At 66.6% G+C, this 23,249-nt stretch carries 21 protein-coding genes; 18 read left to right on the forward strand and 3 right to left on the reverse strand.

Annotated elements, in window-relative coordinates:
- The first annotated feature begins 77 nt into the window (after positions 1–77).
- Genes ftsH through panC form a run of 10 tightly spaced genes read left to right on the forward strand, consistent with a single transcriptional unit; the run spans position 78 to position 9,075 of the window.
- Positions 78–2,141: an ATP-dependent zinc metalloprotease FtsH gene (gene ftsH / locus CXQ88_RS10620; protein ID WP_104044134.1), complete on the forward strand. Its 2,064-nt coding sequence runs from the start codon at positions 78–80 to the stop codon at positions 2,139–2,141.
- Between the two features lie 9 nt (positions 2,142–2,150).
- Complete coding sequence (gene folE / locus CXQ88_RS10625) at positions 2,151–2,795, forward strand: GTP cyclohydrolase I FolE (protein ID WP_104044135.1); 645 nt, start codon at positions 2,151–2,153, stop codon at positions 2,793–2,795.
- Between the two features lie 10 nt (positions 2,796–2,805).
- A complete protein-coding gene (gene folP / locus CXQ88_RS10630; RefSeq protein ID WP_104044136.1) occupies positions 2,806–3,726 on the forward strand; it encodes a dihydropteroate synthase in 921 nt (306 codons plus the stop codon).
- 8 nt (positions 3,727–3,734) lie between these two features.
- Positions 3,735–4,127, forward strand: a complete 393-nt coding sequence (gene folB / locus CXQ88_RS10635; RefSeq protein ID WP_104044137.1) for a dihydroneopterin aldolase — start codon at positions 3,735–3,737, stop codon at positions 4,125–4,127.
- Complete coding sequence (folK, locus tag CXQ88_RS10640; protein ID WP_104044138.1) at positions 4,124–4,669, forward strand: 2-amino-4-hydroxy-6-hydroxymethyldihydropteridine diphosphokinase; 546 nt, start codon at positions 4,124–4,126, stop codon at positions 4,667–4,669. Before folB ends, folK begins: the two co-directional genes overlap by 4 nt.
- On the forward strand, positions 4,666–5,214 hold the full coding sequence (locus CXQ88_RS10645; protein WP_104044139.1) for a DUF3180 domain-containing protein: 549 nt from the start codon (positions 4,666–4,668) through the stop codon (positions 5,212–5,214). The genes folK and CXQ88_RS10645 overlap by 4 nt, the downstream gene beginning before the upstream one ends.
- Positions 5,195–5,707 carry a PH domain-containing protein gene (locus tag CXQ88_RS10650; RefSeq protein WP_104044140.1) on the forward strand — a complete coding sequence of 171 codons (513 nt, stop codon included), beginning with the start codon at positions 5,195–5,197 and terminating at the stop codon, positions 5,705–5,707. The genes CXQ88_RS10645 and CXQ88_RS10650 overlap by 20 nt, the downstream gene beginning before the upstream one ends.
- The gene (locus CXQ88_RS10655) at positions 5,704–7,269 is read left to right on the forward strand and encodes a PH domain-containing protein (protein ID WP_104044141.1); all 1,566 of its coding nucleotides are present in this window, start codon (positions 5,704–5,706) and stop codon (positions 7,267–7,269) included. Before CXQ88_RS10650 ends, CXQ88_RS10655 begins: the two co-directional genes overlap by 4 nt.
- The gene (locus tag CXQ88_RS10660; protein WP_104044142.1) at positions 7,262–8,155 is read left to right on the forward strand and encodes a Rossmann-like and DUF2520 domain-containing protein; all 894 of its coding nucleotides are present in this window, start codon (positions 7,262–7,264) and stop codon (positions 8,153–8,155) included. The genes CXQ88_RS10655 and CXQ88_RS10660 overlap by 8 nt, the downstream gene beginning before the upstream one ends.
- 2 nt (positions 8,156–8,157) lie before the next feature.
- Positions 8,158–9,075 (forward strand): pantoate--beta-alanine ligase, encoded by a 918-nt coding sequence (panC, locus tag CXQ88_RS10665; protein ID WP_104044143.1) that lies wholly within the window; start codon positions 8,158–8,160, stop codon positions 9,073–9,075.
- 20 nt (positions 9,076–9,095) lie between these two features.
- On the opposite strand, the gene CXQ88_RS10670 is transcribed toward panC, so the two are convergent.
- Positions 9,096–9,362, reverse strand: a complete 267-nt coding sequence (locus CXQ88_RS10670) for a hypothetical protein (RefSeq protein ID WP_104044144.1) — start codon at positions 9,360–9,362, stop codon at positions 9,096–9,098.
- Between the two features lie 211 nt (positions 9,363–9,573).
- Here CXQ88_RS10670 and CXQ88_RS10675 point away from each other — a divergent pair, with 211 nt between their 5' ends.
- The 3 genes from CXQ88_RS10675 (at position 9,574) to CXQ88_RS10685 (ending at position 12,538) form a co-directional block, all read left to right on the forward strand.
- Positions 9,574–10,164, forward strand: coding sequence for a TetR/AcrR family transcriptional regulator (locus CXQ88_RS10675; RefSeq protein ID WP_258061826.1), 591 nt, complete (start codon positions 9,574–9,576; stop codon positions 10,162–10,164).
- 164 nt (positions 10,165–10,328) lie between these two features.
- Positions 10,329–10,895: a type 1 glutamine amidotransferase domain-containing protein gene (locus CXQ88_RS10680; protein ID WP_104044146.1), complete on the forward strand. Its 567-nt coding sequence runs from the start codon at positions 10,329–10,331 to the stop codon at positions 10,893–10,895.
- A gap of 167 nt (positions 10,896–11,062) precedes the next feature.
- On the forward strand, positions 11,063–12,538 hold the full coding sequence (locus CXQ88_RS10685) for a DHA2 family efflux MFS transporter permease subunit (protein ID WP_104044147.1): 1,476 nt from the start codon (positions 11,063–11,065) through the stop codon (positions 12,536–12,538).
- An 81-nt stretch (positions 12,539–12,619) separates the two neighbouring features.
- On the opposite strand, the gene CXQ88_RS10690 is transcribed toward CXQ88_RS10685, so the two are convergent.
- Entirely contained in the window at positions 12,620–13,456 is an 837-nt protein-coding gene (locus CXQ88_RS10690; protein WP_104044148.1) for an alpha/beta fold hydrolase, read from the reverse strand.
- Between the two features lie 74 nt (positions 13,457–13,530).
- Positions 13,531–14,202: a TetR/AcrR family transcriptional regulator gene (locus tag CXQ88_RS10695; protein WP_104044149.1), complete on the reverse strand. Its 672-nt coding sequence runs from the start codon at positions 14,200–14,202 to the stop codon at positions 13,531–13,533.
- 227 nt (positions 14,203–14,429) lie between these two features.
- On the opposite strand from CXQ88_RS10695, the gene CXQ88_RS10700 reads away from it, so the two are divergent.
- From CXQ88_RS10700 to atzF, 5 genes are all read left to right on the forward strand, one after another.
- Positions 14,430–15,932 (forward strand): amino acid permease, encoded by a 1,503-nt coding sequence (locus CXQ88_RS10700; protein ID WP_104044150.1) that lies wholly within the window; start codon positions 14,430–14,432, stop codon positions 15,930–15,932.
- Positions 15,933–16,002: 70 nt separating this feature from the next.
- Positions 16,003–16,887: an urea amidolyase associated protein UAAP1 gene (locus tag CXQ88_RS10705; protein ID WP_104044151.1), complete on the forward strand. Its 885-nt coding sequence runs from the start codon at positions 16,003–16,005 to the stop codon at positions 16,885–16,887.
- Positions 16,884–17,561 carry an urea amidolyase associated protein UAAP2 gene (locus tag CXQ88_RS10710; RefSeq protein ID WP_104044152.1) on the forward strand — a complete coding sequence of 226 codons (678 nt, stop codon included), beginning with the start codon at positions 16,884–16,886 and terminating at the stop codon, positions 17,559–17,561. Before CXQ88_RS10705 ends, CXQ88_RS10710 begins: the two co-directional genes overlap by 4 nt.
- The gene (gene uca, locus CXQ88_RS10715; protein WP_104044153.1) at positions 17,558–21,346 is read left to right on the forward strand and encodes an urea carboxylase; all 3,789 of its coding nucleotides are present in this window, start codon (positions 17,558–17,560) and stop codon (positions 21,344–21,346) included. The genes CXQ88_RS10710 and uca overlap by 4 nt, the downstream gene beginning before the upstream one ends.
- Complete coding sequence (gene atzF, locus CXQ88_RS10720; protein ID WP_104044154.1) at positions 21,343–23,208, forward strand: allophanate hydrolase; 1,866 nt, start codon at positions 21,343–21,345, stop codon at positions 23,206–23,208. Before uca ends, atzF begins: the two co-directional genes overlap by 4 nt.
- Positions 23,209–23,249 lie beyond the last annotated feature (41 nt).

The raw sequence follows: 23,249 nt of genomic DNA on the forward strand, positions 1-23,249 counted from the left end.
CTGACGCAGCACCATCACGCGCGCAGACTACTCGCCGTGCAGCACTACCAGGAGGGACGGGGCCAGCCCCCGAACAGATGAAAGCTAAGAACTTCTTCAAGGGCCCGGGCATCTGGATCGTTGTCGTGATCGGCATGCTCCTGGTGGCCTTTGCAACGCTGGCTCCCGGCGGTGCCGCACGGATTGACACTGACAAGGGCCTCGAACTGCTCGCCGGCGACAACGTTGAGCAGGCAAAGATCTTCGATGGTGAAAACCGCGTTGACCTGGTGCTGAAGGAAAACTACCAGCAGGACGGGCAGGACAAGGGCAAGAGCGTCCAGTTCTTCTTCGTTGACGCCCGTGCCCAGGACGTTGTCCGGGCTGTCACCGCTTCCGCTCCCACCGGCGGCTATACGGACCAGCCGATCGAAAGCAACTGGTTCTCCGGCCTGCTCTCCCTCCTGATCCCGGTCATCCTCCTCGGTGCCCTTTTCTGGTTCCTGATGACCCGCATGCAGGGCGGCGGCTCCAAGATCATGCAGTTCGGCAAGTCCAAGGCGAAGATGGTCAGCAAGGACATGCCGCAGGTGACCTTCGCTGACGTGGCGGGCTCCGATGAGGCCGTGGAAGAACTCCAGGAAATCAAGGAATTCCTGCAGGAACCCGCCAAGTTCCAGGCTGTTGGCGCTAAGATTCCCAAGGGCGTGCTGCTGTACGGCCCTCCGGGCACCGGCAAGACCCTCCTGGCCCGCGCCGTCGCAGGCGAGGCAGGCGTTCCATTCTTCTCCATCTCCGGCTCGGACTTCGTGGAAATGTTCGTCGGCGTGGGCGCTTCGCGTGTCCGCGACCTCTTCGAGCAGGCCAAGGCCAACTCGCCGGCCATCATCTTCGTGGACGAGATCGACGCCGTCGGCCGCCACCGCGGTGCCGGCATCGGCGGCGGCAATGACGAACGCGAGCAGACCCTCAACCAGCTGCTGGTGGAGATGGACGGCTTCGACGTCAAGACCAACGTCATCCTGATCGCCGCCACCAACCGTCCGGACGTGCTGGACCCCGCGCTGCTGCGTCCGGGCCGCTTCGACCGGCAGATCGGTGTTGACGCGCCGGACCTGATCGGCCGCGACCAGATCCTGCAGGTTCACGCCAAGGGCAAGCCCATGGCGCCCGGTGTGGATCTCAAAGCCGTTGCCAAGAAGACCCCCGGCTACACCGGCGCGGACCTGGCTAACGTCCTTAACGAGGCCGCCCTCCTGACCGCCCGCTCCAATGCGAACCTGATCGATGACCGCGCCCTGGACGAGGCAATCGACCGCGTGATGGCCGGCCCGCAGAAGCGCAGCCGCGTGATGAAGGAACACGAGCGCAAGATCACCGCGTACCACGAAGGTGGCCACGCCCTCGTTGCAGCCGCACTCCGGAACTCCGCTCCGGTCACCAAAATCACCATCCTTCCCCGCGGCCGGGCACTCGGCTACACCATGGTGGTCCCGGAAAACGACAAGTACTCCGTGACCCGCAACGAGCTGCTGGACCAGATGGCCTACGCCATGGGCGGCCGCGTCGCCGAGGAAATCGTCTTCCACGACCCCTCCACCGGCGCTTCGAACGACATCGAGAAGGCCACCGGCACCGCCCGCAAGATGGTCACCGAATACGGCATGAGCGAACGCGTTGGTGCGGTCCGGCTGGGCCAGGGCGGCGGCGAACCCTTCCTGGGCCGTGACGCCGGGCACGAGCGCAACTACTCGGACCAGATCGCCTACGTGGTTGATGAGGAAGTACGCCGCCTGATCGACCAGGCCCATGACGAGGCCTACGCCATCCTCATCGAGAACCGGGAAGTCCTGGACCGCCTGGCCCTCGAGCTGCTGGAACGCGAAACGCTGAACCAGGCCGAGATCGCCGACATCTTCCGTGACATCCGCAAGCGCGATTTCCGTGAGGTGTGGCTCTCCAAGGAAACCCGTCCGGTGCAGAAGGCCGGCCCGGTGGAATCCCGACTGGAAAAGGCGGAGCGCGAGGCCCAGGAGGAAGCCAAGCAGGCAAGGCTGGATGAGCCGCTGGACGCCCAGCCGCCGCATCCGCAGGGAGTTCCGGAAGACGCTCCGTTCCAGGGAGGGATCCCCGACTCGGGGCCTGACACCCTTCGCGGCTAAGCTTCTTACGTGACCCACTTCGACGACGACGACGTTCCCGCCTCCTCCGGATACCCGGCGGAGGGCGGCGACCACCACTCCAAACACCTAAAAGTGGACCGGCCCCGGATCGAGGCAGCCGTCCGTGAGATTCTCCTGGCCATCGGAGAGGATCCGGACCGCGGCGGCCTCGTGGATACCCCAAGGCGGGTGGCCAAGGCCTACGCCGAGGTGTTTGCCGGGCTGCATCACGACCCCGCCGACGTCTTGTCCACCACCTTTGACCTGGACCACGAGGAACTGGTCCTGGTCAAGGACATTCCCTTCTACTCCACCTGTGAACACCACCTGGTGCCGTTCCACGGCGTGGCCCACGTGGGCTACATTCCCTCGCATGAGGGCAAGGTCACCGGGTTGAGCAAGCTCGCCCGGCTCGTGGACATTTACGCCCGCCGTCCGCAGGTGCAGGAGCGCCTCACCACGGAAATCGTCGAAGCGATGGTCACCCACCTCAAGCCCCGTGGCGCGATCGTGGTAGTTGAATGCGAACACATGTGCATGTCCATGCGCGGTATCCGCAAGCCCGGAGCGAAGACCGTCACCAGTGCGGTCCGCGGGCAGCTTCATGACCCGGCCACCCGTGCCGAAGCCATGAGCCTCATCCTCGGAAGGTAATCATCAGACCATGGATTCACTAGCTGCAGCGCCGGGAACCGGCCCCGCAACCTCTCCACTGCCTGTCCTCCGCAAGCCGCGCCCGGCGGCGCGGTTCGAAGACCTGCCCACCGGCCGTACCCTGGTTATGGGCATCGTCAACGCCACCCCGGACTCCTTCAGCGACGGCGGCCAGCACGCGACACCGGATACCGCAATCGCCGCTGGCTTACGGATGTTCTACGCAGGCGCGGACATCATCGATGTCGGCGGAGAATCCACCCGTCCGGGCGCTGAGGACGTCAGCCCCGAAGAGGAACAAAAGCGCGTACTCCCCGTGATCGAGGCGCTGGTCAAGGCCGGCGCGCTGGTCAGCATCGACACCATCCACGCCTCTACAGCAGCTGCAGCCCTGAGCGCCGGTGCCGCCATCATCAACGACGTTTCCGGCCTCACCCTGGAGCCGGAAATGGCCGAGCTCGTGGCGTCCTCCAAAGCCCCCTACATCCTCACGCACCGCCGCGGTGACGCCCGCACCATGAACTCCCTGGCGGAGTACAAGGACGTTGCCGGCGAGGTGGTGGCCGAACTGGCCGGAGTGCGGGACAAGCTTTACGCCGCGGGCGTCAGCCCGGAGCAGGTCATCATCGATCCGGGCCTGGGGTTCGCCAAGAATGACGCCCAGAACTGGGAGCTCCTGCAGAACCTGGACCAGCTGGAAAGCCTGGGCCACCGGATCCTCGTCGGCGCCTCCCGCAAGCGCTTCCTCGGCACCCTGCTGACGGTGGCCGGCAAGTCTGCCGCTCCCCGGGAGCGGGACGCGGCAACCGCTGCGATCACTGCCATCAGCGCGTCCCGCGGCGCCTGGGCCGTACGCGTGCACGACGTCGGCCCCAGCCTCGACGCCGTCAAGGTTGCGGCGCGCATGGCCGCCCCAAGAACCACCCAGTAGGCCCGGCCATGGACAGGATTACGCTGACCGGCGTCACCGCCGTCGGCCATCACGGCGTCTTTGATTTTGAACGCCGCGAGGGACAGCCTTTTGTTGTGGACGCAGTGCTTTATCTGGACTTCGCCAAAGCGGCGGAATCCGATGACGTCCGGGACACCGCGCACTACGGCGAGGTGGCTCAGCGTATTACTGAATGGATTTCGGGGGAGCCGCTGAACCTGATCGAGGCGCTGGCCGTCCGGATCGCGGACAGCCTGCTCAGCGAATTCAGGCTCCAGGCCGTGGACGTCACAGTGCACAAACCGGAGGCACCCATCGAGGTGCCCTTCGGCGACGTGGCCGTCAGCGTCCACCGTGCCAGGAGCAACGGGGAGAGACCAGTCCAGGGGGAGACGCGATGAACTTCGGTTATTCCAAAGTGGTACTGGCCCTGGGCAGCAACCTGGGTGAGCGCAACGAGACCCTGACCGAGGCGGTTGCGGACCTCGTTGACCCGCCCGAAATCCGCCTCCTCGCTGTTTCGCCGATAGTGCAGACCAAACCCGTGGGCGGTCCCCCCGGCCAGCCTGACTTCCTGAACATGGTCATCACTGTCGAAACCAACCTCACGCCGTACGAACTGCTGGAACACTGCCAGGCCGTGGAAAACATGCACCACCGCGTGCGGGAGGTGCGCTGGGGGCCGCGCACGCTCGACGTCGACATCATCACCTACGGCGAGCTCCGCAGCGATGACCCTGCCCTCACCCTTCCCCATCCCCGTGCGGCTTCCCGGGCGTTCGTCCTCTACCCCTGGTCGTTGATCGAGCCGGCTGCCACCCTGAACGGTGAACGCATCAGCACCTTGGCGGCGCGGGCGGAGGATTTTGGCGGCCTTGCCCCGTTCGACGGATTCGGTGACTTTGACGGCCTGCCCACCGCGGGGACGGTGGAGGAGCGATGAAACCCCTCAATCCGCTGCGTCTCCTGCTGATCGGTTTCATCCTGGCGGTCGCGGGCTGGTCCGCCACTGTGGTGACCAGCCGTTACGGTATGGCCACTCCGGTCCTTCCGCTCACGGCGCTGGCCACCATGGCCGTCATAGTTGTCATAACCCTTGTCCTCGGCATCAGGGTCCTGAGGTGGCGCAACAGCATCAAGCCCAACAGCAAGCAAAAGAAACGGGTCCTCGATCCGCTCCTGGCAGCCCGCACATTGGTGTTGGCCCAGGCATGCGCCTACGCGGGCACGGTCCTGCTCGGCTGGCATGTGGGCATCTTCCTGGACCAGCTGCGGATCTGGAGCCTGCGCAGCAACCAGGGCATCACCTGGCTGGCGCTGGCCATGGCCGGCGGCGGGCTGCTGATGATCATAGTGGGCCTGCTGGTTGAGCGGTTCTGCCGGATCCCGCCCGAGGACGGCGACACAAACGGCGCAGACGGCAAAACGGGCCGCGGGGTACGCGGCGAAGCCACAGGGGAAGGCGAATATGCATACCGAGGCGATTGACCCGCCGGGAATCGCCTGGCAGCGGGTGTCACCCAAGTACGTCACTGTCCGGCTGGTGCAGTGGGCGTTGGGGAACCTGATTACCGTGCTTGTCCTGTCCCTGCCCCTGCTGCTTGTCCTCCTGGACGTCTGGGCCTGGCCGCCGCTGTGGCTGGCCGTTGCCGTGCCGGCCGCGGCGCTGGTGCTCGCCATTTGGCGGCTGGTGCTGATTCCGCGCCAGGTACGGGCCATCGGCTACGCCGAGCGGGACGACGACCTCCTCATCAGGACCGGCATCTTCTTCCAGCGCACCATGGCCGTTCCCTACGGCCGGATGCAGTACGTGGACATCGGAGTTGGCCCCGTGGAACGCGGGCTCGGCCTGTGCACCCTGAAGCTGCACACGGCCTCGCCCGGCACCAACGCCCAGATCCCCGGGCTGCCGGCGGCCGAGGGCGCACGGCTGCGTGAGCAACTCGCTGCCCGGGGCGAAGCCAGGCTGGCAGGACTGTGACGGCAGAGGGGCCGCGTCCGGAGCTCGGGGGCCCTGTCACTGCCCCTGCTTCCGAAAATGGCGCGCCGAACCCTTCGCCCGGGACCGCTGCCGACGGCGAATGGCTGCGGGTGCACCCGGCGTCGCCTTTCGTGCGGGGCTGGGTGGCCCTGGCCGCCATAGGTTTTTTCTTCGGCCGGGACGTCTTCGAGCGGGCGCTGCAGGGCCGGCCCATTCTTGAAGACCAGTTTGCGGGCCGGGCGCCCTTGCTGCTGGCCGGGGGCGCAGTGGTGCTGCTCATCGCGGTGCTGGGTTTTATCCTCACCTGGTACTTCACCAAGTACCAGGTGTCGGGAGGCTACGTCCGGGTCAACACCGGCTTCATCTTCCGGCAGCAGCGCCAGGCGCGGCTGGACCGCGTCCAGGCCATCGATATCGTGCAGCCCCTGCTGGCCCGGATCTTCGGCCTGGCCGAGCTCAAGTTCGAGGTGGCCGACGCGGGGGAGTCCGCCGTCCGGCTGGCCTACCTGAAGATGGACGACGCCCGGCAGCTCCGCGCCACCATCCTGGCCCGGGCCGCCGGGGTGACCCTGGACCCGTCCCGCCCTCAGGAGCCGGCACCCGAGGCGCCGGAATTTCCGGTACTGTCCGTGCCGCCGTCGCGCCTTGTCGGTTCCCTGCTGCTCAGTGAACAGAGCATCTTTGTGGTGGTGGGCGCGGTGGCATCAGTGGTCCTTTCCGCCACCACCGGCAACGCCGCGTTCTACCTCTACCTGATCCCGGCCGCCCTCGGCCTGGCCGCCAGTTACTGGGGCCTGTTCAACAAGGGGTACAACTTCACCGCGGCCATCTCGCCCGATGGCATCCGGCTCCGTTACGGATTGCTTGATACCCAGGCGCAAACACTTCCGCCCGGCAGGATCCAGGCGCTGAAGGTAGCCCAGCCGCCGATGTGGCGGGCGCTGGGCTGGTACCGGATCCACGTGAACGTGGCCGGATACGGCGCCCTTGAGGGTGCCGGCGAGGGTTCGGGCCGGACCACGCTCCTGCCGGTGGGCAGGCTCGAGGATGTGATGTCGATCCTCGCGCTGGTGCTCCCGGACCCAGGCACGCAGCAGCCCGCGGTTGTGTTCGGTGCCGGGCTCCATGGGCTGGATTCGGACGGTGGATTCGTCACCACTCCGCGCCGCGCCCGCCTCCTGGCACCGCTGGGATGGCGCCGGAACGGATTCACCGCCACAGACACCGCCCTGCTGATCCGCTCCGGCCGCTGGTGGCGCGAGCTCGTGGTGGTGCCGCATCAGCGGACCCAGTCCATGGCGTTGCACCAGGGCCCGCTGGCGCGCCGGTTCGAAGTGGCTGACCTGGTGCTGCACACCACAGCCGGACCCGTTGTGCCGCGCCTTCGGCAGGCAGGCGTGGAGCAGGCGCTGGCGCTTTTTGACGCACAATCCGCCCGCGCCCGGTTGGCGCGGAAGCGGCAGACCACCGAACAGTGGCTGGCCCAGGTGGCACCAGGCGCCCCGGAGCTGATGCCCGCCGAAGCCCCGGCCCCAACGCAGGAAGGCCAGCAGCATGGCTAAACCCGGACGCCTCGGCGTCGGAATCATTGGTGCCGGAAAGGTGGGCGCCGTGCTCGGCGCAGCACTTCGCGCGGCCGAGCACGCCGTCGTCGGAGTCTCAGCCGTTTCCGAAGCGAGCCGTGAACGGGCCGAGACCCTGCTCCCCGGCGTGCCCATCCTGGAAGTCCAGGAGATCATGGAGCGCTCGGAGCTGGTGCTGCTGGCAGTGCCCGACGACGCCCTGCCGGGCCTGGTGGACGGCCTCGCGAAACTGGGTGCCTGGCAGCCGGGCCAACTGGTTGCACACACCTCCGGCCGCTTTGGTGTGGGGGTGCTGCACCCGGTGCGGGCCGCGGGCGCAGTTCCGCTGGCCCTGCACCCGGCAATGACCTTCACCGGGATGAGCCTTGACCTGACCCGCCTGCTGGATTGCACTTTTGGTGTCACCGCGGATGCGGCCATGCTGCCGATCGCGCAGGCGCTGGTGGTGGAGATGGGGGCCGAGCCCGTGGCCATTGCCGAGGCGGACAGGACGCTGTACCACGCAGCCCTGGCGCACGGTTCCAACCACCTCGTGACCCTCGTGGCGCAGGCTTCCGAGCTGCTCCGTGAGGTTGGAGTGGAGGCACCCGAACGCATGCTGGGTCCGCTGTTGCGGGCAACACTCGAGAACGCGCTGGCCTCCGGGGAGTCCGCACTTACCGGACCCGTGGCCCGCGGCGACATAGGAACGGTGGAAGCCCACGCGGAGGCACTGCGGGAGTTCGATGGCGGCGGGCACGGCGATGTGCTGGCGGCCTACCTGGCAATGGCGCGCGCCACCGCACTGCGCGCCGAGGGCCGCGGGCTGCTGAAACCGAACCAGCTGGGGGAGCTGCGCAAGGCCCTGGAACCGGAGGAAGACTGAAGATGCCCATCAAACTCGTTACTGCTGTTGCTGACCTGCGCGCGGAAAGCGCGCGGCTCCTCGCTTCGAAAGGCGGCGCTTCCCAGGGCCTCGTCCCCACCATGGGCGCTTTGCACGCGGGGCACGCGGCCCTGGCCCGCACCGCCGTCGAACAGAACGACGTTGTGGTGGCCAGCATCTTCGTCAACCCGCTGCAGTTCGGCGACGCCACGGACCTGGACCGCTACCCGCGTACGCTCGAGGCCGATGTTGCCCTGCTGGAAGAGCAAGGTGTGGACCTCGTCTTTGCCCCGTCGGTGGACGAGGTGTACCCGGGCGGCCAGCCGCTGGTGCGGGTCACGTCCGGGATGCTCGGTGAGAAGTGGGAGGGCGCTTCGCGTCCCGGCCACTTCGATGGCGCCCTGACGGTAGTGGCAAAGCTGCTGCATTATGGGATTCCGGGGGCGGGGCTGCCGGCTTCCGAAATGAACCAGGGCGGCCTTCCGGCCTACCGCGCCTACTTTGGCCAGAAGGACGCCCAGCAGCTGGCTCTGGTCCGGCGGATGGTGGCCGACCTGAACTTTCCGGTGGACATCGTGGCCGTGCCCACCGTCCGGGCGGTGGACGGGCTGGCGCTCTCCAGCCGCAACCGTTTCCTCGATGAGGATGAGCGGGAGGCCGCGCTGGTGCTGTCCCGTGCGCTGCGTTTGCTTGAGGAGCGGGCGAAATCCCGGGAACCGCTCGACCTGGAGTCGGCACAGGCTTTGGTGGAGTCCCAGCCGCTGGTGGCATTGGACTACTTCGATGTGGTGGATCCGGACACCCTGGACCCACTGGCCGAGAACTGCCGCGAGACCCCGTTCGGCGGTGAAGCCTTGGCGATAATAGCTGCCAAGGTGGGGCCGGTGCGCTTGATCGACAACATGCCCTTGAGGTCGTAGGGGGCCGGACAGCCTGAAAACTAGATGCTCGGCAGATCCCGGTTGTACGCCAGCTGCTCCAGCAATGCCTGCTCCGGTTCACCCGGATGCCGTGCGACGCAGCGGCGCAACCTTGCCCGTGCCAGCTCTTCGCCGGGCGACTTGTCACAGAGCACTTCGTCGATGATCTCCTGGGCCTGCCACCGGAGCGACTCGAGGGCGAGTTGGCGAATCTCGACCGGCGTATCACTGGACATCCAGGGACGCGGGTCCGAGGGCACACGCTTGAACATCCGCTCTGCTGACATCGGGGCCTCCTTGCACCAATCCGAAGCGGCCGGGGCCCCTGCGGTGTCGTACGCACTGCTCTAGAAGAGACATTACAGGGGGAAAGACCGGTCTGTCTTCCCCCTGCGGCGGTAAGCTGGAAATGCCATGTATCCAGAAGAGGAATTTCCACCGGCCAGTGCGACTGACCACGCACCGTCAGCCATGCCCTCCGTAGTGACTCCCTCACCCATGGTGGCCGAAGCACCTGCGCCGGAAACTTCGGCCGTCAAGTCCGTTGCCAGGATCATGTCCGTGGCCTATGAGCTCTTCTCGCGCCGCGGCGTGCGTGACGTGGGCGTCAACGAGCTGATTGAACGGTCCGGGGTGGCCAAGGCCACCTTCTACCGGCACTTCCCGTCCAAGGACTCCCTGGTCCTTGCCTTCCTCGAACAGCGGGACAAGCAGTGGACCGTGGACGCCATAGTCTCGGAGGCGCGCCGCCGGGGGGAAACACCAACGGAACAGCTGCTGGCCATTTTCGACGTCTTCGGGGACTGGTTCCTGCGCGAGGATTTCGAAGCCTGTTCCTTCATCAACGTCTTGCTGGAGATGGGGCCCGCCCATCCGCTGGGCCAGGCGAGCATCGATTACCTCGCCAGGATCCGCGGGCACGTGCAGGCCCTGGCTGAAGAAGCCGGGCTCCGGCGGCCGGAGGAGTTTGCCCGATCCTGGCACATCCTCATGAAAGGGTCGATCATCTCCGCCACCGAGGGTGACATGCACGCGGCCAAGCGGGCCCAGCAGATGGCAGGCTGGCTGATCGAGCACCACCGGAACTGACCCCCGGTGGTTGAGCTCGTCAAAACCGGGCACCGCAAAAATACTCAGCTTGCTTATTACTTTCCCCCTTCCTAGGCTTGACGTGTCAGGCAAACAACTCTCTAAGCGGTCCCGGCGCACGCCACAGCTGACGAGTGGGAATCCGTCTCAAGCGAGGAGGAAAAATGTCAGAACACAGCATCGCAGGGAAGAAAGTCGCATTCCTTTTGACCGACGGCGTCGAGCAGGTTGAGCTCACCAGCCCGTGGAATGCAGTGAAGAACGCCGGAGGCCAGCCCACTTTGGTTGCCCTGAAAAGCGGCAAGCTGCAGGGATTCCAGGGGACTGAGAAGGGCGACACGTTCGACGTCGACCTGACAGTCGCAGAGGCGAACGCCTCGGACTTCGACGCGCTGGTGCTCCCCGGTGGCGTTGTAAACGCAGACCCCCTCCGCGTGGACAAGGACGCCCAGAGCTTCACCAGGAGCTTCTTCGAACAACACAAGCCGGTTGCATCCATCTGCCACGGACCGTGGCTGCTCATTGAAGCGGGCGTGGTGCGCGGACGGAACCTCACGTCCTATCACACACTCCACACGGACCTGAAGAATGCCGGCGCCAACTGGACCGACGAGGAAGTGGTGGTGGACCAGGGGCTGGTCACCAGCCGCAACCCGGATGACCTCCCGGCCTTCAACAACAAACTGGTGGAAGAAATATCGGAGGGTCAGCACGCCGGTCAGACGGTTTAGGCAGTCTGGCGCGGGCAGCCTCGGCAGCCCCTCCTGACCCCCCACTGTTCCCTCAGGGTTAAAGAAAAATCCCGCTCGGAGGAATTACTCCAAGCGGTAGAGTGTTGGAGTCTGCAGCGGCATTGATCGCGCACCACTCACTTACACAACTCCCTGAGGGAACACGCATGTCTACCGAAGTCTCTCCGAACGCCAGCGGCCAGTCCGTACAAGCTCCCGGAACCAAGCCCGCTGCGCCGGAGAAGATGTCCCGCGAATCGGTGACCGTCATTAGCACGCTGCTGGTGGCGACGTTTGTGGTGATCCTTAACGAAACCATCATGAACGTCGCCCTGCAGCGGCTCATGGTGGAACTCCAGGTGGATGCGCCCACGGTCCAGTGGCTTTCCACTGGATTTATGCTCACCATGGCAGTGGTCATTCCCACCACCGGGTTTATCCTGCAGAGCCTGTCCACCCGTGCCGTGTTTATGCTGGCCATGGGGCTTTTTGCCGGTGGTACTGCACTTGCCGCAGTGGCTCCCGGATTCGAGATCCTGTTGCTGGCCCGCATCGTCCAGGCCGGCGGCACAGCCATTATGCTGCCCTTGCTGATGACCACTATTCTGACGCTGGTCCCGCTGGCCAAGCGCGGCGCGGTAATGGGTAACGTCAGCATCGCCATTTCCGTGGCGCCGGCCATGGGCCCCACAGTTTCCGGGCTGATCCTCGAGCACTTCACGTGGCGCTTTATGTTTGTGTTCGTCCTCCCGGTGGCCCTCGCTGCCCTCGCCATCGGCGCGAAGTACCTCACCAACATCGGCGAAACGGAAAAGACAAAGCTTGACGCGCTCTCGGTGGTCCTCACCGTCCCGGCGTTCGGCGGCTTGGTCTACGGCCTGAGCCAGATCGGCGGCGGCCACGGCGGCCAGGCCGGCCCGGGTCCCGTGGCGATCACCGCGCTGGTCATTGGCGTTGCCGGCCTCACGGCCTTTGTCCTTCGCCAGCTGCGGCTGCAGAAGGCCGAAGCCCCGCTGCTGGACCTGCGCGCGTTCAAGATCCGCATGTTCACCGTTTCGGTCCTGCTGATGGTGGTGGCAATGATGGCGCTGTTCGGCGGCGTTATCCTGCTGCCGCTCTACCTGCAGGAAGTCCGCGGCCTTGGGTCCCTGGAGACCGGCCTGGCGCTCCTTCCCGGCGGCCTGGCGATGGGCCTTTTGGGACCGGTCATCGGCCGGCTGTTCGACAAGGTAGGGCCGCTGCCGCTTACTGTCACCGGGTCCATCCTGATGGTGGTGGCCCTTTGGCAGTTCTCAATGCTCGACGCCGGCACCTCCATCGCGTGGATCGTCACCCTTCACGTGGGGCTGAGTTTCGGCCTGGCGCTGCTCTTCACTCCGGCGTTCACCACCGGCCTGAACCCGCTTCCGCCGCACCTCTACTCGCACGGTTCCGCGATCATGAGCACCACCCAGCAGGTTGCCGGCGCCGCGGGCACTGCCCTGCTTGTATCCATCTTCGCGGTGGTTTCAGCGGCGTCAGGCCTCGTCGCCGGGATGAGCGCAGCCTTCCTGACGGCGACCGTCATAGCCCTCGCCGCCGTCGTACTTTCAGCAATGATGCGCAAGACCGAAGGCGACGGCCCGGCCCACGGCGCCCACTAGCCCAACTGACTGGCAGTTGACGTCGCGAAAACCCTTTTTCGCGACGTCAACTGCGAGCTACTTGGGTGGAGTGGCGGCAGGTCAGCCGGCGTAGAAGTCTGCGAGCTCCTTGATAAGCCTGTCCGGGGCCTTGATGACACCGTCGTGGCCGTGCCCGGGCAGGATGGTGTAACTGGAGCCGGAGAGGACGTCGTGGATCTGGCCGCAGGCCACCCCGAAGTACGCCGGGCTCTTTTCGCCCACCACGATCAGGGTTTCCAGCGGCAGTTCCAGGAACGGCTCCGCCGGCATGTCCGCCGCGATGATCGCCTTGATTTCCCGGACACCGGTCCTCATCAGCTCGCGCTGCTGCTTGCCCTCTGACGTCCCGGCCGTAAGTTTGTTGGCCAGGGTCAGCATGGAAAGCGGCATGCGGGACGAGAATGCGCCGCCGGCCTCGAGGCCGCGCTGCAGGACTGCCAGGGCACGGTCATCATCCCCGGCAGCGGCGGCGCGCTCGTACTCGGTGGTCCAGTCGGCCTTCACGCTGTGGTTCACGGAGACGGCGGGGTCGTAGACAGCGAGCCGTTCCACCGGGAGCGTGCGGGCGGCGTGGAGGGCGACGGCGCCGCCGAAGCTGTGCCCGAACACGTCCGTGCTGGACGTATGCTTCATGACCGTAGCCAGGTCGCGGATGTCCACGTCCAGGGTGTAATCCTCCGGCTGGGGGGATGAGGATCCGCGGCCCCGCCGGTTGAACGTGTGGACCGGACGGCCCAGCGCTGCACTCAACTTCTGGGCAAACTTGGTATAGTCCGCAGCCGTAACCATGGAGGGCACGACAATAACAACGCCCGAACCGGCGGAAGCGAGCTCCGTGCCCGTGGAAAAGAGCTCCAGAGTGCCGCCGTCGGGGGTCCTGATGTTCTCACGCGTCATGATCCGAGCCTAGCCGAGCAACCTGAACGCGGGCACCATGGCGTCGCCCGCGGCCCGACGCCGCACATGGACTGTCAGGCGAAACTTTTGATGAGCGCCGCGCTTTGCTCGCGGATGGCGGGCAGCTCACGGCCAAGCCCGCAGAGGATAAGTCCGGCATCGGCCGCCTGCAGCGGAGAGCTGGGCGTGGCCATTCCGTCTGCCCGAAGGTTGATGAGGGATTCGACGAGACGGAAGGCAAGGTCGCCGGGATTGGCCCCTAATTCGACTGCCGGGCCGGCAAGGGACAGTGCCGCTCCCAGATCCCCGTAGAGGTTGCGCAGCTCCTGCCGGTTTGCAAGGAAACGGGCAAAGCGCGCGCTGCGGGCCTCGGGCAGGTGGTACAGGACGCCGAGGTTCCAGCGGGCGCTGCACAATTGCGTTCCGTCGTAGAGCGCGACGGCGTGAAGCCGGCCCGCGTCCGGGCCTTCAGTCAACGGCAGGGCCGCCACCGCGCGTGCGAACGTCAGTCCGCTCAGCACCGTGCCCTCAAGCAGGTCCTCGAGTATGTCGTCCTTGGTCTTGAAGTGGTGATAGAGGGATGACTGCCTGATTCCCACGGCATCAGCAATGGAACGGGTGGAGGTGTTCGCAAACCCCTGGGTGGTAAAAAGCTCTGCCGCTGCGTCCAGGATCTCGTCGCGGGCGGTGGCCCCCGGCCTGGAGGGCTGCTGGCTGCGGGGTCTCCCTGGTCCGGCTGAAGTCACCGCCTCATTCTTACACTCTCCTTCCAGCCTCCGCGGCGCCTACCTGGACGGTGAGGGGAAGGAAATGAAGCGGAAACAAGATGTCTATGCGCCTTTTACAGAGGCGAAACTGTTTGGGGACATCCCACTGGAAAACTATCAAGTGACCGGTATTCCGCAGCCCTCGGCCGGGTGCTGCATTGCCGGGAAGCTCGATCCAGATGCCGTTCCAGCCCCCGGAGAATCCGATGACCTCAACCGTTCTTCCCACCGTCCATGCGGACGATGCGGATCTGACGTCCCTTGGCTACGAGCCCACCCTTCACCGGAAACTCGGCCGCTACGCTTCCTTCGCCGCCGGTTTTTCCTTCGTGTCCATCCTCACCACCATCTTCCAGCTGTTCGCCTTCGGCTACTCGTTCGCGGGCCCGGCTTTCTTCTGGACCTGGCCGGTAGTGCTGGTGGGCCAGTTGCTCGTTGCACTGAACTTCGCGGAACTCGCTGCCCGCTACCCGCTTTCCGGAGCGGTATACCAGTGGGCACGGCGGGTTGGGGGAGAGGGCGTGGGCTGGTTCGCCGGATGGTTCATGGCCATCGCCCAAGTGGTCACGGCAGCGGCCGCCGCCATCGCCCTGCAGGTGGTGCTGCCCCAACTGTGGGACGGCTTCCAGGTAGTGGGTGGCGATCCAGCCCTCAACACCGTGTCCGGAGCGGCCAACGCCGTGATCCTCGGTGCAGGGCTCCTGGTGGCGACCACCATCATCAACTCGCTCGGCGTCAAGCTCATGGCCCACGTGAACTCCGTCGGCGTCACCTGCGAGATCGTCGGCGTTGTGGCCGTCATCCTTGCACTTATCAGCGCTGCCCAGCGCGGGCCGGACGTCGTGGCCGATACCACCGTGCTGCAGAGCTCCGACCTTGGCGCAGTGGGAGCCTTCCTGGTCTCCGGCCTGATGGCCGCCTACGTCATGGTGGGCTTCAACTCCGCCGGTGAGCTCTCCGAAGAGACCAAGGACCCGCGCCGGACGGCTCCGCGGACCATCCTTTCCGCCCTGCTCATCTCCGGCATTGGAGGAGCCTTGATGATCATCACGGCGCTGATGGCTGCACCCAGCCTCGACGACGGCCGGCTCGCCACCGAGGGCCTGCCCTACGTCCTCACCGCCGTCCTGGGCACCTTCTGGGGCAAGGTGTTGCTGGTGGATGTAGCCATCGCCATCTTCGTCTGCACACTGGCCATCCAGACGGCCGGTTCCCGCCTGGTGTTCTCCATGGCACGCGACGGCAAACTTCCCGCTTCGGCGCTGCTGTCCTCCGTCCACCCCACCCGCGGGACACCCATGTGGCCGTCGATCGTCATCGGCGCCCTGGCAGTTGGTGTGCTGGCCATCAACGTCGGCAACGCAGCCTTGTTCACCACCCTGACCAGCGTCTGCATCGTGATGGTCTACCTCGCCTACCTGCTGGTCACCGTGCCGCAGCTGCTCAACCGGCTCCGGGGGGACTGGAACCGCGTGGGGCAGACGCTTCCGGCGGGACTCTTTTCGCTCGGACGTTGGGGCCTCCCCGTCAATATCCTGGCCGTCCTGTACGGGGCCCTGATGGTGGTCAACCTCGCCTGGCCCCGGCCCGAGGTTTACGACCCCTCCGGCGAAAACGGACTTCTCCTCTACTCCGCACCGCTCATGGTGACGGTGGTCCTGCTCCTGGGGCTCTGGGTCCGCCGCCGCAACATGGCAGCCAACGCCTGAGCAGCACAAAGCTTCCACAGCATCACCCTCTTCAATACCAACCGAGCGTCAGAACCAACACAGGATCGACATGACACAAGTAACCGAAAGTCCAGCAACAGCCGGCACCGCCACGACGGCAGGCGCCCGCGCCCACGCCAGGGAGCAGCACGGCAGGACAGTGGACACCATGCGCTACGTGCCCGCCGCTACCGCCCCGGCACGCCTGACGGCCGGCCTGGCTGAAGAAGCAACCGCCAATCTCACCTGGGCCGAATCCCTCGCCTTTGGCCGCTACACCACCCTGAACCTGGCCCGCGGCACCAGGATCAGGCTCACCGACACCGCCGGTGATGCCTGTGTCCACACCCTCCTCTACCGCGCCGGAGCCCTGCACGAACGGCTCAATATTGCGGACACCGTCAAGGTCCCCTGGCAGGCATACCCGGCGGCTGGCCACCCGCTCGTTTCCGACGCCGGCCGCCTGATGGCCACGATTGTGGCCGACACTTCCGCCCGCCACGACGCCCTGACCGGTGCCACCACGCTGGAGGGAAACACGGCCCGGTACGGCGCCGGTACCGCCCACAGCGCGTCACCCGCCGCCCGCCAACTGCTCACGCTCGGAGCCCTCAAAAGCGGGCTCGGACCGAGTGACGTGGCCCCGTCGCTGTCCCTGTTCAAGGGCATCAACGTGGACCCGGCCGGCAGCATCACCTTCACCGGGAGCGCCGGGCCGGGTGCCGCCGTCGAACTTCTCCTCCAGATGGATGCGGTGCTGGTCCTCGCCAACACCGCCCACCCGCTGGACCCCCGCGCCGCCTTTACCGGCACCGCCGTCGATATTGTCGCCTGGCACGCCCCGCAGGACCTGGCAGCACTCGAAATGGGGACGCTCACCGGCACCCTGGCTCCTGAACACCTGCAGGCACTGCACAACACCGAACACGACCTGACCGCAAGGAACGCCCGATGAACACCGCCACCTACACCGATCCCATCGCGGCTGCCCGCGACATTGCGCTGACACCCGGCGACGTGGTCCTGGACGAGTTTGTCGAGGCCCGCGGCCCCTGGTCCGCCGTCGTGGCAGCCGGAGACGTGCTGACCATCGTGGACCTCGAAGGCAACCAGGCCGTGGACTGCCTGCTGTACGCCGCCGGCGACACCGCCGTGCGCTACTCCGCCGCGGTCACGGTAGCCCGGCAGCAGTCAATCGTCCTGACCGCCGGTTCCGTCCTGCGCGCGGAAACGGGAGCGCCCCTCATGACGGTCGTTGCAGACGAGGTGGGTGTGCATGACACCATCGGCGGCGCCTGCTCGCAGGAATCCAACACGCTCCGCTACGGGCAGCACACCCGGGAACAGCACGCCTGCGTGGAGAACTTCCTGATCGAGGGCTCACGCTGGGGCCTCGGCAAACGGGACCTGGTATCCAACATCAACTGGTTCATGAACGTACCCGTGGACCCGGACGGGGCACTAGGGATTGTGGACGGCCTCTCGGCACCCGGAAAACGCGTTGCGCTGCGGGCAGAAGTGGACACCCTGGTGCTCGTCTCCAACTGTCCGCAGATCAACAACCCCTGCAACGGCTTCAACCCCACCCCCGTCCGCATGATCGTCACCCGGCCGGAGGCTGACAAGTGAGTACTTTTGACACCCTGTTGATTGCCAACCGCGGCGAGATCGCCTGCCGCATTATTGAGTCTGCCAAGAAGCTCGGACTCCGCACGGTCGCCGTGTTCTCCGAAGCGGACCGGGGCGCCAAGCATGTCCGGCTGGCGGACGAAGCTGTGCTCCTGGGACCCGCTCCGGCAAAGGAGTCCTACCTGCGGGTGGACGCGCTCCTGGAAGCGGCCAGGTCCACCGGGGCCGGAGCCATCCACCCCGGGTACGGGTTCCTGTCCGAGGACGCCGCCTTTGCCGAGGCTGTGGAAGCTGCAGGCCTTGTGTTTATTGGCCCCACCGCCGAGCAGTTGCGCATCTTCGGCACCAAGCACACCGCCAGGGACGCAGCGCGGGCCGCCGGAGTGCCGATGATCGCCGGTTCCGGGCTTCTTGCGGACGTGGACGACGCCGTCGCGGCAAGCGCCGCGATTGGTTTCCCGCTGATGCTCAAGGCCACCGGCGGTGGCGGCGGTATCGGCATGACGGTTTGCCGCACCGAGGCCGAGCTCGTGGAAAGCTTTCCGCGCGTCGCCCGCCTGGCCGGTGCCAGCTTCGGCACCGCCGGTGTCTTCGCCGAACGGTACGTGGAGAATGCCCGCCACGTCGAGGTCCAGATCTTCGGCGACGGCGAAGGCCGCGTTGTCAGCCTGGGGGACCGCGACTGTTCCCTCCAGCGCCGCCACCAGAAGGTCCTGGAAGAGGCACCTGCTCCGGACCTGCCGGAGGAACTGCGCGAAGAACTTCACCGCAGCTCCCGTGCACTCTGCGCATCCCTCAACTACCGCTCCGCGGGAACCGTCGAGTTTGTCTACGACTCCGCCCGCCGCGAGGCCTCCTTCCTTGAAGTCAACGCCCGCCTCCAGGTGGAGCACCCGGTCACTGAGGCCGTTACGGGCGTGGACCTGGTGGAGTGGATGCTGCGCCTGGCCCAAGGCGGCAGCGAGGCCGAAAGTGTCCTCGAAGGACTGCCGGACAGCCTGCCTGTTTCCAGCCACGCCGTGGAAGCGCGGGTTTACGCCGAGGATCCTGCCCGTGGTTTCCAGCCAAGCGCCGGGACCGTCACCAACGCGGTCTACCCCGCCACGGAGGACGTCCGTGTGGACGCCTGGGCCGAAACCGGAACCGAAGTTTCCACCAACTACGATCCCCTCCTGGGCAAGATCATCACCTTCGGCGCAAACCGCAGCGAAGCCCTTGACCGGCTTGCCGCCGCGCTCGCCGGCACCCGGATCGACGGGATCGAGACCAACCTCGGGATGCTCCGCGCCGCCACCGGGCTGGAAGTGGTCCGCACCGTCCAGCACTCCACCAGCACCCTGGACAACGTGGGCGACCCCGAGCCACGCATCACCGTGGGCCGTCCCGGCCTTCAGACAAGCGTCCAGGACTGGCCCGGCCGGACAGGCTTGTGGCAGATCGGTGTACCGCCGAGCGGACCCATGGACGACGTGTCCTTCCGGCTCGGAAACACTTCACTCGGTAACGAGGAAGGCGCCCCCGGCCTGGAATTCACCATGACCGGCCCCAGCCTGACCTTCACCCACCCCACCACCATCTGCGTTACCGGCGCGGAGGTAACCGTGACAGTTGACGGGACGAAGGTGCCCACCTGGGCTCCCGTCACCGTCCCCGCGGGAGGAACGCTCGACGTCGGCACGGCCGGAGGCAACGGGCTCCGCGGCTACATCCTTTTCCAGGGCGGCCTGGACATACCGCAGTACCTGGGCAGTGCCTCCACCTTCACCCTCGGCCAGTTCGGCGGCCACGCCGGGCGGGTCCTCCGCGCAGGTGACGTGCTCCGTGCAGTGACGTCGGCTGGTACTACCGAAGCTGGGGCAGGTTCCGGCGAAGAAGCGCCGGCGGCAGCAGTCCCGCTGGACAGCAGGCCTGCCCTTACCTCCACGTGGGAACTGAGCGTGGCGGAAGGGCCGCACGGTGCCCCGGAATTCTTCCAGCGTGACGACATCGAGGAGCTTTACGCCTCCGAGTACGAAGTGCACTTCAACTCCGCCCGCACCGGAGTCCGGCTGATCGGACCCAAGCCGCGTTGGGCCCGGACCGACGGCGGCGAGGCGGGCCTGCACCCGTCCAACATCCACGACACCGCGTACTCCGTTGGCGCCCTCGACTTCACGGGTGACACGCCCATCCTGCTCGGCCCCGACGGGCCCAGCCTGGGCGGCTTCGTTTGCCCCGTCACCGTGGTGACGGCGGACCGCTGGAAGCTCGGGCAGCTTCGGCCGGGGGACAAGGTCCGGTTCGTTCCCATCCGCGTCAGCCAGGCGCCGTCGGCCCGGGATCTTGGACCCGGCCGTCAGCTGGTGCTGCCGGGCGACGCCGGGTGGTCCGGTGACATCTCCGCGGTCACCGCGGCCGCATCGGCAGTCGCCTCGGCTCCCGCTGTCCGCCTTGCGCGGGGAGATGGCGACGACGGCGTGCTGGGCCGGGTGCCGGAAGGCGCCGGAAGGCCCGCGGTCACTTACCGCCGGTCCGGCGATGACAACCTGCTGGTGGAGTACGGCGAGATGGTGCTGGACCTCGGGCTGCGCGCCAGGGTGCACGCCCTGCACCAGCACATCGAGCAGCTTCGGGTGCCGGGAATCGTGGACCTCACCCCGGGCATCCGGTCCCTGCAGATCAAAATGGATCCCTCCGTGCTGTCCACCAAGCGCCTGCTGGACATCGTCGAAGAGATCGAAGCGGCGCTGCCGGCAAGTTCAGAGCTGGTGGTTCCCAGCCGCACCGTCCGGCTGCCGCTGTCCTGGGACGACCCCGCTACCCGTGAAGCGATCGAGCGCTACATGGCAGGTGTCCGCGACGACGCTCCCTGGTGCCCCTGGAACATCGAATTCATCCGCCGGATCAACGGGCTGGACTCGGTGAACGACGTGTTCGATACCGTCTTCAACGCCGAGTACCTGGTCCTGGGACTGGGCGACGTTTACCTGGGCGCCCCGGTGGCAACCCCGCTGGATCCACGCCACCGGCTGGTCACCACCAAGTACAACCCGGCCCGCACGTGGACGCCGGAGAACGCGGTGGGCATCGGCGGCGCGTACATGTGCATCTACGGTATGGAAGGACCAGGCGGCTACCAGTTCGTTGGACGCACCACGCAGGTCTGGTCGCGCTACGCAGACTCCGCTCCGTTTGAACCGGGTTCGCCGTGGCTGCTCCGCTTCTTTGACCGCATCTCCTGGTACCCCGTCAGCCCCGAGGAACTCCTGGACCTGCGCGCCGACATGGCCGCCGGCAGGGGCCGCGGAGTGGAGATCGAAGACGGCACGTTCTCGCTGGCAGAGCACGAGGTATTCCTTGAGGACAACCGGGAGTCCATCACGGCATTCCGGGAAAAGCAGGGCGCGGCGTTCGCAGTGGAACGGCAGGCATGGGCCGACGCCGGAGAGTTTGACCGCGCCGAAGCGCTTGCCGCCGTCGTGTCACCGGTTGCGGACGAGGTGACGGTGCCGGACGGCGGTTCCCTCGTCGCCGCGCCGTTCGCGGCGAGCGTCTGGAAAGTCGATGTGAAGGTTGGTGACCGGGTGGTGCAGGGCCAGCCGCTGGTATCCCTCGAAGCGATGAAGATGGAAACAGTGCTTGAAGCGCCCTGCGACGGCGTGGTGGTGCAGGTCCTGCCGACGGCGGGATCCCAGGTAGTCGCGGGCGAGGCAGTAGTGGTGCTGGGCGGCGCGGGTGTTGAGCTTGAACCCGTTGCTCCGGGTGGCGAACTGGAAGCACAGGAACTGGAAGAGGCATCAGTATGAGCAACGGAGCCGCAGGCCCGGCCACCAAGCGGGCCCAGGCTGCCCTCGCCGCCCTGGAAACCGTCGATCGCCCGGAAATCTGGATCACCCTCCGCGTGGCAGACGAACTGTTGGCCGAGGCTGCTGCCATCGACACATCCGTCGCGGGCGGCGCGGACCTGCCGCTCGCCGGCCTCCTGCTCGCCGTCAAAAACAACGTTGACGTTGCAGGAATCCCAACGACGGCGGCGTGTCCCGGATTCGCCTACTTCCCTGAGGAGGACGCCGAAGCGGTGGCACGGCTGCGTGCCGCAGGTGCCCTGGTGCTCGGAGCCACCAACCTGGACCAGTTCGCGACAGGCCTGGTGGGCACCCGGAGCCCGCATGGTGCTGTGCGCGATTCCCGCCGGCCGGCATTCATCTCCGGCGGTTCCAGCTCCGGTTCCGCCGTGGCCGTGGCCCTGGGGCTCGTGGACATCGCCATCGGGACGGACACGGCAGGCTCAGGCCGAGTGCCCGCCGGGCTGCAGGGAATTGTCGGCATCAAGCCCACCCTGCATGTTGTGTCCACCGCAGGGGTTGTGCCGGCCTGCAAGTCCTGGGACGCCGTCACCGTCTTCGCCCGAAACCTGTCCACCGCCGAGCTCGCCATGGGCGTGATGGCAGGGGGAGCGCGGGCATGGCCCGCCGACATCCGGTTGGCCGCACCGGAAAAGCCGCGCGTCGCCTACCCGGCCTCACTACCGGCGCTGCCCGAAGCCTGGGCTGCGGAGTTCCACCGGCATGTTGACCGGCTGCAGGCTGTGGGGGTGGAAGCCGTATCCATCGAATTCGATGTATTCCTTGACGCTGCCCGGCTGTTGTACGACGGCGGCCTGGTGGCGGAGCGATACGCCGCCGTCGGTGGTTTCATCGAAGCTGCCGACGGCGGGGCGGAGACGCAGGCGGGCATCGACCCCACTGTGGAGCGCATCATCAAAGCAGCGGGCCAGGTGCCTGCCCACCGCTATGTCGCAGACACCGCCAAGCTGGAAGACCTGAAACACAAGGCGATGGCAGGGCTCGAAGGCTTCGACGCCCTGTTGATCCCCACCGCCCCCTTCCACCCCACACTGGCGGAGGTGGCGGCGGACCCGGTGGGGGTGAACTCCCGGATGGGCACCTACACAAACTTCTGCAACCTGTTCGACCTGTGTGCCGTTGCTGTCCCGGCTGGCGGGGTGGACGGCGCCCAATTCGGCCTGACAGTGGTGGGCCGCACCTTCGATGACGCTGTTGCCGCTGACATTGCCCGCCTGCTTGAGGTCACTCCGGACTCGCCTGCGCTCTTCGCCGAGGGCGCGGCACCAACAGCAGCGCACCCGTCGCGCCAGTCGCCGTCGGGCCCGTGGCCTGTAGCTGCAGGCGCCGTCGCTGTACCGCTGGTAGTGGTGGGCGCACACCGCAAGGGGCAGCCGCTGGCGCCGCAGCTGGAGGGACTTGGAGCTGCCTGGGTCGGCCCCGTGCGGACTGCTGCCCGCTACCGGATGGTGTCCCTCCACACTGTGCCGCCCAAGCCGGGGGTGTACCGCTCCGACGACGACGGCGCCGAGCTTGTAGGTGAACGTTGGCTGGTGTCCGAAGCCGGGCTGGGGTCGTTCCTGGCTTCCCTCCCCGAACCCATGCTGCTCGGGTCGGTGGAGCTGGCGGATGGTTCGAAGGCTGTCGGGTTCGCCTGCGATGCTGTCGCGGCGGCGCACGGGGAAGACATCACGCGCTACGGCGACTGGCTGGCAGACCGGAATAAGCCCGCCAGCCGGAACGATCAGCACGTGCCCCGCAACGTGTGGCAGAACCTGGGGGAGGCCGCCCTCGCTGGCTTCAGCCGCGGCGAACGGGGGTGATTCGGGCGGGAGGCGGCGCCAGCGGCTCTCAACCCGGGCGC

The organism is Arthrobacter sp. ZGTC412, assembly GCF_002929215.1.
GTDB lineage: Bacteria > Actinomycetota > Actinomycetes > Actinomycetales > Micrococcaceae > Arthrobacter.